The sequence below is a fragment of the Staphylococcus sp. HMSC062A01 genome (assembly GCF_001836805.1).
GTDB classification, from domain to species: Bacteria; Bacillota; Bacilli; order Staphylococcales; family Staphylococcaceae; genus Staphylococcus; species Staphylococcus haemolyticus.
Map to the genome: position 1 here is coordinate 15618 of NZ_KV830599.1, position 12006 is coordinate 27623.

13 protein-coding genes and 1 pseudogene are annotated in these 12006 nt (G+C 31.5%); 6 read left to right on the forward strand and 8 right to left on the reverse strand.

Features of this window, described 5'->3' with window-relative positions; translation table 11 throughout:
- Window positions 1–130 precede the first annotated feature (130 nt).
- Both HMPREF2715_RS00245 and HMPREF2715_RS00250 read right to left on the reverse strand, forming a co-directional pair.
- Window positions 131–550, reverse strand: coding sequence for a MarR family transcriptional regulator (locus HMPREF2715_RS00245; RefSeq protein WP_037535525.1), 420 nt, complete (start codon window positions 548–550; stop codon window positions 131–133).
- A gap of 180 nt (window positions 551–730) precedes the next feature.
- Window positions 731–1169: pseudogene (locus HMPREF2715_RS00250) on the reverse strand (TspO/MBR family protein).
- 240 nt (window positions 1170–1409) lie between these two features.
- Here HMPREF2715_RS00250 and HMPREF2715_RS00255 point away from each other — a divergent pair.
- Together HMPREF2715_RS00255 and HMPREF2715_RS00260 are read left to right on the forward strand one after the other, a co-directional pair.
- Complete coding sequence (locus HMPREF2715_RS00255) at window positions 1410–2417, forward strand: acyltransferase family protein (protein WP_070441270.1); 1008 nt, start codon at window positions 1410–1412, stop codon at window positions 2415–2417.
- Window positions 2418–2543: 126 nt separating this feature from the next.
- The gene (locus HMPREF2715_RS00260; RefSeq protein ID WP_070839125.1) at window positions 2544–3707 is read left to right on the forward strand and encodes an aminotransferase class I/II-fold pyridoxal phosphate-dependent enzyme; all 1164 of its coding nucleotides are present in this window, start codon (window positions 2544–2546) and stop codon (window positions 3705–3707) included.
- Window positions 3708–3809: 102 nt separating this feature from the next.
- On the opposite strand, the gene menB is transcribed toward HMPREF2715_RS00260, so the two are convergent.
- Genes menB through HMPREF2715_RS00280 form a run of 4 tightly spaced genes read right to left on the reverse strand, consistent with a single transcriptional unit; the run spans window position 3810 to window position 8438 of the window.
- On the reverse strand, window positions 3810–4628 hold the full coding sequence (menB, locus tag HMPREF2715_RS00265; RefSeq protein WP_011276187.1) for a 1,4-dihydroxy-2-naphthoyl-CoA synthase: 819 nt from the start codon (window positions 4626–4628) through the stop codon (window positions 3810–3812).
- Window positions 4621–5424, reverse strand: coding sequence for a 2-succinyl-6-hydroxy-2,4-cyclohexadiene-1-carboxylate synthase (gene menH / locus HMPREF2715_RS00270; protein ID WP_070441276.1), 804 nt, complete (start codon window positions 5422–5424; stop codon window positions 4621–4623). The genes menB and menH overlap by 8 nt, the downstream gene beginning before the upstream one ends.
- The gene (gene menD / locus HMPREF2715_RS00275; RefSeq protein WP_070678333.1) at window positions 5411–7081 is read right to left on the reverse strand and encodes a 2-succinyl-5-enolpyruvyl-6-hydroxy-3-cyclohexene-1-carboxylic-acid synthase; all 1671 of its coding nucleotides are present in this window, start codon (window positions 7079–7081) and stop codon (window positions 5411–5413) included. The genes menH and menD overlap by 14 nt, the downstream gene beginning before the upstream one ends.
- The gene (locus tag HMPREF2715_RS00280) at window positions 7071–8438 is read right to left on the reverse strand and encodes an isochorismate synthase (RefSeq protein WP_070441282.1); all 1368 of its coding nucleotides are present in this window, start codon (window positions 8436–8438) and stop codon (window positions 7071–7073) included. Before HMPREF2715_RS00280 ends, menD begins: the two co-directional genes overlap by 11 nt.
- 177 nt (window positions 8439–8615) lie before the next feature.
- On the opposite strand from HMPREF2715_RS00280, the gene HMPREF2715_RS00285 reads away from it, so the two are divergent.
- Window positions 8616–9554, forward strand: a complete 939-nt coding sequence (locus HMPREF2715_RS00285; protein WP_070441284.1) for a 1,4-dihydroxy-2-naphthoate polyprenyltransferase — start codon at window positions 8616–8618, stop codon at window positions 9552–9554.
- A 99-nt stretch (window positions 9555–9653) separates the two neighbouring features.
- On the opposite strand, the gene HMPREF2715_RS00290 is transcribed toward HMPREF2715_RS00285, so the two are convergent.
- Window positions 9654–10208: a GNAT family N-acetyltransferase gene (locus HMPREF2715_RS00290; RefSeq protein WP_070441287.1), complete on the reverse strand. Its 555-nt coding sequence runs from the start codon at window positions 10206–10208 to the stop codon at window positions 9654–9656.
- A gap of 185 nt (window positions 10209–10393) precedes the next feature.
- Here HMPREF2715_RS00290 and HMPREF2715_RS00295 point away from each other — a divergent pair, with 185 nt between their 5' ends.
- Window positions 10394–10624, forward strand: coding sequence for an NINE protein (locus HMPREF2715_RS00295; RefSeq protein ID WP_070441290.1), 231 nt, complete (start codon window positions 10394–10396; stop codon window positions 10622–10624).
- A gap of 79 nt (window positions 10625–10703) precedes the next feature.
- Window positions 10704–10805 carry an SAR1012 family small protein gene (locus tag HMPREF2715_RS12170; protein ID WP_011276194.1) on the forward strand — a complete coding sequence of 34 codons (102 nt, stop codon included), beginning with the start codon at window positions 10704–10706 and terminating at the stop codon, window positions 10803–10805.
- A 76-nt stretch (window positions 10806–10881) separates the two neighbouring features.
- Here the strand turns inward: HMPREF2715_RS12170 and HMPREF2715_RS00300 are convergent, their stop codons facing one another.
- Window positions 10882–11100: an IDEAL domain-containing protein gene (locus HMPREF2715_RS00300; RefSeq protein ID WP_070441293.1), complete on the reverse strand. Its 219-nt coding sequence runs from the start codon at window positions 11098–11100 to the stop codon at window positions 10882–10884.
- A gap of 214 nt (window positions 11101–11314) precedes the next feature.
- On the opposite strand from HMPREF2715_RS00300, the gene HMPREF2715_RS00305 reads away from it, so the two are divergent.
- Window positions 11315–11899, forward strand: coding sequence for a competence protein ComK (locus HMPREF2715_RS00305; RefSeq protein ID WP_011276196.1), 585 nt, complete (start codon window positions 11315–11317; stop codon window positions 11897–11899).
- Window positions 11900–12006: the final 107 nt, after the last annotated feature.

The window sequence follows — 12006 nt, forward strand, 5'->3', positions numbered from 1 at the left end:
TTGCTAGTTCGTACAATTTTAAATATTCAATTAAAAATTATATTCTTGTGCCCATTTAACTGTACTAAAAAAGCCCTATCGCTATAATGATCATTTGGCTAAATTCATTAAGACAATAGGACTCATTTATTTAAATATATATGTGACGACTATTTAGCTTATCTAATAGTTGATTTAAACTTTGTATTTCTTCCTTACTTAGACACTGACAACGCGCTTCTATTAACTCACATCTTGCCGTATTGATTTGTTGAATCAAATTACGAGCTTCTTCTGTTAGGCATAAGTCTTTGCAACGTAAATCTTCATGAGACTGTTGACTAGTTATATATCCTTTTTGCACTAATTTCTTAATCCATCTAGATACAATGGATTGCTCTCTACTAATCTTCATCGTTAAATCATATTGCGACAATCGATCATAACTATATAAAATTCTCAATAGTTCTAATTGATCATTTGTAATATCTGTACGCTGTCCAAAACGTCTATTAACCAAATTAAGGTCATTATTAGTTAGTGTAATAAGTTTTTCTAGTTGATTATACATTGTTGTTCTACTCCACATTTATAATTGATAATACTATTATACTATGATTTTTTTATATGTCATGTACTTTCAATATTTTGTCACAATACAATTCTAAATAATTCAATTTTAATTTCATTAAGTTTTAAAGCATCTCGCTGAATATATATTTAAACTATGAATCATTGATATATTCCATTGCTATTTATAGTTTGGATTGTCCTTATTAAGGTAATAATTACCTGCATTTAAATAACTTGCAAATGCAGACCAAAGTACATATGGAATCTGTAATAATCCAGTCACTCGATGTATTTTAAACATTGATACTGCATTAGCAACTACTGAGATAAACAACATGATACTTTCAATTAATGCAATACCTCTTACTTTCTTTTTAAAATAAAGTATCGACCACAAATAGTTTAAAGTTAACTGCGTATAATGTGTCACTTTAATTCGAGTTGTCTTTTTTTATTTTTAGTAGTGATTAAATAAGAAACGCCCATTAATAAATATAATATTGGCCATACAATCGGAAATGTTTTTGTAGGTGGAGAAAATGGTGGTTTTCTAAAATTTTGTAGTCCTGTTGTGATTCCTTTGCTATGATTCGACCGATGATACTCCCACCTACCATTGGATGTATCAGCTTAATGATGTCTTTTAACGTGTTAATATTAATCCACTCCTTTAATGTGATAACTTGCTCTTCCTATTATGCAAATACTATTCATATTTAAATCTATTTTTTTAAAATCAAATAGAATTTACATACAAATAATAGTTATTACCCAACATTTCATCCTAAATTGTTGCATTTCAATGTTAATATATACTAAATTAAATACAGTTATTAATTAAAAAAGGAGACAATCGTATGTCGATGGATACAAAAAGAGATTACTTTTTCGATAACGCGCGCGCCATCCTTATCTTTTTAGTCGTATTCGGTCATATGATTCAACCTTATACTTCTGAAAGTAAATACTTATCTGCATTATATTTGTTAATTTATAGTTTCCATATGCCATCGTTTTTATTTATCTCTGGATACTTTGCGAAACATTTAGATAAACCACATTACCTAGAGAATGTAGCTAAAAAGTTAATTGCACCTTACGCTATATTTTATGCATTCTTTTCTATCTATTATTTTGTAACTGGTAAAAGTGATGCAATTCAAATGGACCCTTTTAATCCTGTATTTGCTTTGTGGTTCTTACTTACATTATTTTGTTTCCATGTCATCCTTGTCATAGTACGTCGCTATAAAGCATATTATGTATTACCTGTCGCTTTGATTATTTCAATACTTGCAGGTTTTTCTGATGATATCAATGGTTATATGAGTATTTCAAGAACAATCGTATTTTTCCCGATTTTTTATGTTGGTTATTTAACAACGCGAGCTCATACTCAATTATTGAGAAATAAAAAATTAAGGCTAATTTCAATCATTGTACTTATTATATTTTTCATCGTCTACTATATACACCCAATCAATTCAGATTGGCTTTTAGGTAGTAGTCCCTATACTTCACTTGAAAATAATAATGAAAATGTGTACAGCCCATTGAAAAGACTATTGCTATACTTCGTTATCTTTGTAGCTATGTTCTCATTCCTCAATTTAATGAGTAATCATAAACGTGTTTATACTTATATAGGAAATCGCACAATGTACGTCTATTTATTACATGGTTTAGTTATAGGTATAGTTAGAGGATTGGAAATATATCCTTTTAAAGATCATATATCAGTATTCACTTACGGTTATTTAATTCTCATTTCAGTATTAATTGTATATTTACTATCGACGAACCTTGTTTGTAAATGGACGAATCCTTTGATTAATTTAAAGAAACCTTCTTCTTTTAGAGGATAATGAAAAGTTAAATACAAAAGGACTTACCAAATTATGGTGACTAAAAAATATGTTATTATAAGATTATTCTAAAATTTTGTAGTAACATTTAAAGTTACTATAATTTGGTTTTTTGAGGTGTAAAAAATGAAACTATCTTTAAATACGAATTCCAAATTTTTAAGAGCACCAAGTATACGTCAGTTCTCTAATCGTATGAAGCACATTGATGATTGTGTGAATTTAACGATTGGTCAACCCGACTTTCCTATGCCAGATATGGTAAAAGAGGCATACATCAATGCGATTAAAGAAGATAAAACTAGTTACTCACACAATAAGGGATTGCCGGAAACTCGACAGACAATAAGTAATTATTTCAAAAATAAGTACGGTTTTTATTATAGTGAAGAGGAAATCATTATTACGAATGGTGCGAGTGAAGCACTTGATACGTCATTGCGAAGTATTATCGAACCTGGAGATGAGATATTAATTCCAGGACCTATTTATGCAGGCTACATTCCTTTAGTTGAAACATTAGGTGGTAAGCCTATTTATATAGATACTACAAATACAGAATTTAAAATCACTCCAGAATTAATTGCGCAACATTACACTGATAAAACAAAAGCAATTTTGCTTAATTATCCTACGAATCCAACTGGTGTGATATTAGAACGTGATGAAGTAAAAGACATTGTAAATTATTTGAAACAAAAAGAAATTTTTATTATTAGCGATGAAATTTATGCAGAAAATACTTTCAAAGGTAATCATGTCTCATTTGCAGAATTTGAGGAAATTCGTGATCAACTATTACTTATTGGTGGGTTAAGTAAGTCTCACTCCGCTACCGGTATTCGTATAGGCTTCTTACTAGGTCCTGAGTACCTAATTGAAAAGTTAACATTTATGCATGCATATAATTGTATATGTGCAAATGTACCGTCACAAATCGCATGTATTGCTGCACTTAATGAAGGATTAGATGCGCCTCAATATATGAACCGAGCTTATATAGAGCGTCGTAACTATTTAGTAAGTAAATTAAAAGAATTGGGTTTCGAATTGGATGCTCAACCAGAAGGCGCTTTTTATATATTCCCAAGTATTCGTAACTATACTTCTGATGATTTCGATTTCTGCGTCAAAGTGCTTGAAGAAGCACACGTAGCAATGGTTCCCGGATCATCATTCACCGATATGGGTAAAGGTTATATTCGTATCTCTTATGCATATGACATGGATGTTTTAAAAGAGGGTATGCGTCGATTAGAAAGATTCTTAAAAGCAAATTACAGTATATAACTTTAATTAAAAAAGGACACTTAAAATAGTGGTTAACTGTCAATCAGTTTATCACTATATAAGTGTCCTAAAATTATACTTTTTTATATTACCGTTACTGATTTATGGGAATTTAGGAAATTGATCAAAGTCTGGATCACGTTTTTCTTTAAACGCGTCACGACCTTCTTTAGCTTCATCAGTAGTGTAGTAAAGTAATGTAGCATCTCCAGCCATTTGTTGTAATCCAGCCAAGCCATCAGTATCCGCATTCATAGCAGCTTTTAAGAAACGTAAAGCTGTTGGAGAGTGTTTCATAATTTCTTTACACCATTGAACTGTTTCATCTTCGATTTGATCTAATGGTACCACTGTATTAACTAAGCCCATGTCTAAAGCTTCTTGTGCATTATATTGACGACATAAGTACCAAATTTCACGTGCTTTTTTATGACCAACGATTCTTGCTAAGTAACCAGAACCATAACCAGCATCGAATGAACCTACTTTAGGACCTGTTTGTCCGAAAATAGCATTATCAGCAGCGATTGTTAGGTCACATACTACGTTTAATACGTTACCACCACCGATGGCATAACCTCTAACCATTGCGATAACTGGTTTAGGAATGACACGGATTAAACGTTGTAAATCTAATACATTTAAACGTGGGATTTGGTCTTCGCCTACATAGCCACCATGTCCACGTTTCTTTTGGTCACCGCCAGAACAAAATGCTTTGTCACCTTCACCCGTTAAGATGATTACAGAAATGTTTTGATCATCACGTGCACGACTAAATGCATCAATCATCTCAGCTACTGTTTTAGGTGTAAATGCATTTCTTACCTCAGGTCTATTAATCGTTACTTTAGCAATTCCTTCGTAGAATTCATATTTTATTTCATCATATTCTCTAAGTGTTTCCCACTGTCTAGTCATTTTGCTCCTCCTTTAAAAAACCTAATACTATTGTATCAAATTCCGCTTTATCTTCCACATGAATTGTATGACCTACATTTGAAAAAGTATGGATTTGACTGTATTTCATATCCTTATTCATAGCTTGTCCAGTTTTCACAAATTTTTGGTCTAATTCACCAGTTAAAATAAAGCAAGGTATTTGAATATTACCAATTTGTTCCCATAAATTAGGCATTTGACCAGTGCCATAATCACGCAAAGCTTTTGCTAATTTATGTGGATCTTGGGATAATCGCATTTCTCTTATAGCCGACTTTTTATCTTTATCTAGTTCATATTGCGTATAAAATAATGGTAATTTTTCCCAATCATTAACGAATACCTCTAACCCAGCAATATCTAATACTTTTGCTCTTGCTGCATCTATTTGTTGACGCTCATGTCGATTATTTTCATCTTTAATTCCTGGAGAACTACTTTCAATTATCAATTTTGACAAAGAGCATTTCCCGTACAACGCATAATACAATGCCACTCTGCCACCCATTGAATATCCGAGTAAAGTAATATCATAAGATTTGTATATATCTAATAACTCATCTAATTGTGTCGTAATGTATGGAAAGTCCCAAGTTACATCAATTGGTGATTGATCTTGTCCATGCCCTGGTAAATCGATTGTAAGAACATTAGCCTCTTGTGAAAAATATTGAACATCATCATTAAACGTACGACTATCACTAATAAAGCCATGTAAAAGTACTAATAACTGATTTGAATTATTTTGTGATTGATAGAAGTTATAGTGTAACATTTAGAATACCACTCAATTTCTTATATAGAATTTGATGTTGTGACATATTGTCATCTCGATTTGTTACCATTTCGTAAATATGTGAATTCATATGTGATAGCTTTTCTTGAGTGAAATCTGCCACATTATTAAATCGTTTGAATGTAAAATCATAAAGCAAGGCTGTATACTCAAAATTCAATCCAGTCGGCGTTCCAAACAAACGTTCAAAATATGCTTCAGCAGATGCTTTTTGTGGAAGATATGAGAATATACCGCCACCATCATTATTAAGTAAAACAATATTTAAATTAATATTATTAATTTTAGCCATTAAAAGACCATTCATGTCATGGTAGAATGCTAAATCGCCGATTATCAAAGTGATTTTCTTGTGTACAGCCATTCCAATAGCAGTTGATACAACTCCATCGATACCATTTGCACCGCGATTAGCATATACTTCAACTTCACTATTATAAAGTAGATTATCGACATCACGAACTGGCATACTGTTACTTACAAAAATAGCATCGTCTTTAGTTAATTTATCAATTAATATTTTTACAAATGCCGCTTCATCTGTTGCATTTGTCATATGTTTATCGATTGTATTTCTAGCCTGTGATTCAAGTGTTCGCCACATGTTTATCCAGTCTTTTCGATCGACAGCTGTTTCTTCGATAAGATTTCTAAAGAAATCATTTGCAGATATTTCATATGAAATACTCGGTGGCGTTGGAAATACATCTATCTTGTCATTATTCTGCACTAAAATTTGATATGCATTTGTGCGCTTAAGCCATTGATTTAATTTTTTTGAGATAACAGGTTTACCAACTCTTATTACGAAATCAACATCTAAGTCGAGACCTGCACGATAGTATAAATCATATGTCGTAATCACATTTGGATGATTATACTTACGTAATTGACTTAATGGATCTGCAAGTATAGGTATGTCATGCACGGTCGCATAAGTAAGTATTTGATCGATAGCTTGATGTTGCATATCACCAACTATTATTAACCCTTTTTTCTCTTTTAATATATGTCTGATGTCTTGAACATTAATATTTTTTTGATAATGCGGCAGCTTTTTAGAATAAGATGTTAGCCACTCTTGTCTTTCTAAGTTAGGTGTTAATGGTTCTCTAAATGGTAAATTAAAATGAATAGGACCTCTATGTGGACCATATAGATACTGACTTGCAATTTGCATTTGATAATAAATTGCGTCTAGCACGTAATCAGTACCATCTGCTACAGGCATATCAAATTGAAAATTAACATAATTTGCGAACATATTAACTTGATTAATTGCTTGTGGTGCCCCCACACTTCTTAATTCATGTGGACGATCACTTGTTAATACAATTAAAGGTATACGACTGATTTGGCTCTCTGCAATTGCTGGTGTATAATTTGCCGCCGCAGTGCCAGAGGTACATAAAATAGCTACAGGGCGTTCGCTACCTTTTATTAAGCCTAAAGCAAAAAACGCTGCACTACGTTCATCAGGATGTATCCATGTCTTAATATTAGGATGTGCTTCAAAAGCAATGGCCAATGGCGTTGATCTTGAGCCGGGACTAATTACAACTTCACGTACGCCATAGGCATATAACTCCGAAGCAAATGTATATACTTGTTTTGTTAGTGCGTCATTATGATTCATTCTTATCCACTACTCCTAAAGCATTCATCATCGGTGAAAATTTAACTGCAGTTTCAGCTAACTCACTATCAGGGTCAGAATCTTTTACGATACCACACCCTGCAAATAACGTGGTTTGATTTTGTTTTATTAACATTGAGCGTATTGCTACAATAAATTCACAATCATCATTCATGTCGATATAACCAACTGGTGCGCCATATAAGCCTCGTGTTCCAAATTCATTTTCTTCAATAAATTTAAGTGCTTCATTTTTAGGGTAGCCACCTAAAGCTGGTGTAGGATGCATTTCATCAATTAATCCTATAAAGGAATTGTTTTTTAACTGACCTTGAATTTGAGTATATAAATGATATAGATGGTCGTTTTTTAAAATATTAGGTGAATGATTATATTCAATGTTATCAACATAAGGCGTTATGTCATCTAGAATACTTTTAACTACAAAATCATGTTCACCTAAATTCTTTTTATCTTTTAGAAATGCTTGTATATTTCTTTCATCTTCGTCTATGTCGTTAGATCGCTTAATTGTACCAGCTACAGCTTTTGTAGATAGAACACCGTCTTCTACTTTTAAAAGTTGTTCTGGCGTTTGTGAAAAGAATACAGATTGATTGGATTCTAAAATGAATAAATAGCTGTTTCTTTCACTTTGTAATGCTCGATTAAGCACATAAGGTATATTAATTGGTTTATCAAATTTAATCATACGACGTCTTGCAAGAACGATTTTTTTAGTTTCATCAAGCTGAGCAATCGCATCCCTAACGAGTTCTTTCCACTCATCAACATAGATATCTTCCATTCGTAAGATATTCCCCATTGTTTCAACAGGTTCAGCTTTAGCAATTTGAGTTTCTTCAAAGTAATTTACTACTTCTTTAAACTGTTCAATATCAAATTGGGCTCTTTCAACTGTATATGTCAGATAAGTAGTTTGTCCGATATTTGATATTAAAACTTGAGGTATCACAAAATGATTAATGCCAAATTCACGCCATTCATCATCAGATTTATGGCTAGAAAATTGAAATCCACCAATGACTTTCAAATGATGCTTTTCTATATCCGGGTGTACCAATTCAATATCTTTTTTAAATTTTTCCCACTCACGAAAGATCGATTGCTTATTATCAAAGTTATTTTTGAATCTTTGAACAGCATGATAGCCGAAAAATGAAGACGTATTATCATTTAAGCGAAAATAAAAGCGATCTCCTGCCTGAGATTCTGTTAAATTGAATAATTCATCAGGTGTAAGTTCTCTATCAATTTTCACTTCAACAGATACCCAGCTTTTGTTACTTTCATATATTGACTCAATAATGTCATCTTCCTTTATATTCGCAGCCATTCATTTCACTTCTTTCATTATCTATTTTTTCTCATTACAATATTGTATCATTTTTAACTATTTATGGTGGCATAATTGCTTAATCTTCTAGAGAAATATTTTACCTTGATTGACCTTTATTTACTATTCCTTTAAAATACATATGTTAAAAAAATACAATAAGAGGTAGATTAAATTATGGCAAATCAATATCAACAATATTCTACTGTTAGAAAATATTGGCATTTGATGCGACCTCATACTTTAACTGCTGCTGTTGTACCAGTTTTAGTTGGTACTTCAACTGCAAAACTTTTTTTATTAGGTAGTCAAGATAACATCAAATTCATGTTATTTATTGCAATGTTAATCGCTTGTTTACTTATCCAAGCTGCAACAAACATGTTTAATGAATACTATGACTTTAAAAAAGGTTTAGATGATCACACTTCCGTTGGTATCGGTGGTGCTATCGTAAGAAATGGTATGAGTCCAAAACTTGTCATGAATCTAGCAATTGCTTTTTATATCGTTGCTGCATTGCTTGGTATCTTTTTAGCAGCGAATAGTTCATTTTGGATCATTCCAGTAGGAATCGTCTGTATGGCAATTGGCTATTTATATACAGGTGGTCCAATGCCAATTTCTTGGACGCCTTTTGGTGAACTGTTTTCTGGTTTATTCATGGGTATGATTATTATTTTATTAGCGTTCTTCATACAAACTGGCAATATCAATAGCTTTGTGGTTTGGATTAGTATTCCAATAGTAATTACAATTGGTCTAATTAACATGGCTAATAATATACGCGACAGAGTCAAAGACCAAGCGAGTGGACGTAAAACTCTACCTATTTTATTAGGTAAACGCGCCTCAATTACATTTATGACAGTTATGTATATCATTGCATACGTTTTCGTTGTCTATACTGCATTATTTGTAGATGGTGGTTCACTATTTTATCTACTTGTCTTGTTATCATTCCCTATGCCAGTTAAAGCCATTCGTCGTTTCAAAAAGAATGATACACCTGCAAGTATGATGCCTGCTATGGCTGCAACTGGAAAAACAAACACAATTTTTGGTGTATTATACGCTTTAGGTATTTATATTAGTGCCCTATTAGGTGGCATTTAATATATCCTCAGATAAATTTAAAATATTTCATTGTAAGATGATACGGAGTGAGTCAATGAAACTAATTATAGTTTCTGTCTCCTCCGTTTTATTTTTTGCCTATGATGAATAGACCATATGTAAATATTGATGGCCATACAACTCTATATCCTCAGTCCATTTAAAACCTAAACGTTCGTATAATTTCTTAGCTCTTGGATTATCGTAGTCACAACTTAAGCTCCACTTTCTATCCGGGTATGTAGATATTAGATAATTAAATAATTTAGTTGCAATACCCTGTCCTCTATATTCCGAGAATGTTGCAACAGCCTCAATGTACCATTCATCATCTTTAGATTCTTTCAAAGGTAATGGCGTACCTATTGCTTTTATGTCCTCTTCCAACGGCAATTTATTCCATGCTGCTTCTAACTCTAATTCTTTATCACCCTTATATGCTATGATGCATCCTGCAACATGATTGTCTTGCTCATATACCCAAATGTTATTATAATTCGTTCTATAATTAATATTGACTATACTTTCTTCAATTGCATGAATAACACGTTCTTTAGTGATTTCTTGTACAATATCTAGTTCCATATCATGCCAAATGATATAACATAATTCCGCTATTTGCTTACTGTCGCTCGGACGTGCTTTTCTGATCAATTTACCATTCTCCTCTCCATAAATTTGTTAACTTTATTATATAAAATTTACAAATATTAATAAATTAATTGCAGCAAATTAAAACATTTTAATTGTAATTATAATCATTTTTTTCAATCACCTCAGTAATATTTGATTTAATTTTTGAAATGCTTAAAATATGAGATTAAGGAGGTAACATAGTTATGAGAGTTAATAAAACATTATATGTATTATGTTCTTTATTTTTGGGTGGTGTCGGCATTCATAAATTTTACGCAGACAAAGTGTGGCAAGGCGTGCTTCATTTAGTGTTCTTTTGGACTACTATTCCAACCATTATTTCAATTATCCATGGTATTATCATAATCTTTACAACTAAAGCTGATGAAAATGGCTATATATTTATACCAAATAACCGCCATCCAAAAATTTAATCAGTAATTTTAGAAATTATCTTTAATAATGTGTAGAACGGGTAAACTCAAATAAACATAAAAAAAGGAGTAAGCTAGTATGAATATTATCAAACGCGTACTTAGAATTGTTATAACAGGATATTTAGTAAAATGGATTCGTAATAAAATTGAGGGAAAATCAAACGGTGGTCAAAAATAAAATATAAAAAGGTCTATTCGCTAACTTTGATTTAAGTAGTGAATAGACCTTTTATAATGAGTTACAGGATCCTAATTTACTCATTGAGAAATGCCTCCAGATTTTTATATTCATTAGTAAAGTTAATAAAATCTTCCTGGTTCTTATTAATCAACGCATCATCAATCAATTTCATTAACTGTTTCTTTCGTCCTTGACGAAGCGCCTCTTCAATGACTAGCTCAACGCCTAAATCATTAACTGTCGTTACAAAATCTTCTAGTGTCGTATTTTTGACATTCGTTTTGTGATTCATTGTAATCACTGCCTTTCTTTTTTTGTATAAGGATAGTATACAAGCTTATATTTTTTAAATCAATAGAATATTCTGACTTTTCGCAAAAAATAAGTGTAATTTTATATGTAATGATTACCTTGACAACATATAAAAATTTTATATAATAAATTTATATTATTAATCGTTGAGTTTTTAGCGCTTAATAATGATATAAATTTAAGGAGGTTAAGAGATGACAAATATTTCTCAAAGCCAAAATACTGTATATATTATTCGAAAAGGAGATATGATAATCAAACCCGTCATTGATGATTATGAGCAAACAAAAGGATCTGAAATATGGAAATATGATTCTACAATAGTTTCAAGCCCATTCAAAACTCAAAAAATCGTCGAACGCTCATGTAAATTTTATGGTAATAGCTATATTAGTAAGAAATCCGAAACACAACGAATTGCCGGCATTACTAGTAAACCACCTATTTTATTGACTCCTCTCTTCCCCACTTATTTTTTCCCTACGCATTCAGACCGTTTAGAAGAAAACATGTGGATTAATATGCATTATGTACATGAAATTAAGCCTCTTAAAAATCGAAAATGTAAAATTATTTTTGCAAATCATCAAACATTAACACTTAATGTTTCCTACCACAGTATTTGGCACCAATACTCTAACTGCATTTTTTATTATTACATGGTCGATAAACAATCTCGTATGAAGTCAAACAATCCAGAAATGCCAATTGATTATGAAAAAACGACTTTAAATATTTTCGAAGCACTTTCACATTATTCACTATTACAAGATAAATAGTTTTACGTTTAATTTTAAATCATACGGGACTTTTATATTAATATAGTGTAAATGTTCCGTATATTTTTTAAATATAATCCCTTGCAAATTTTAAGTTTATTGATATA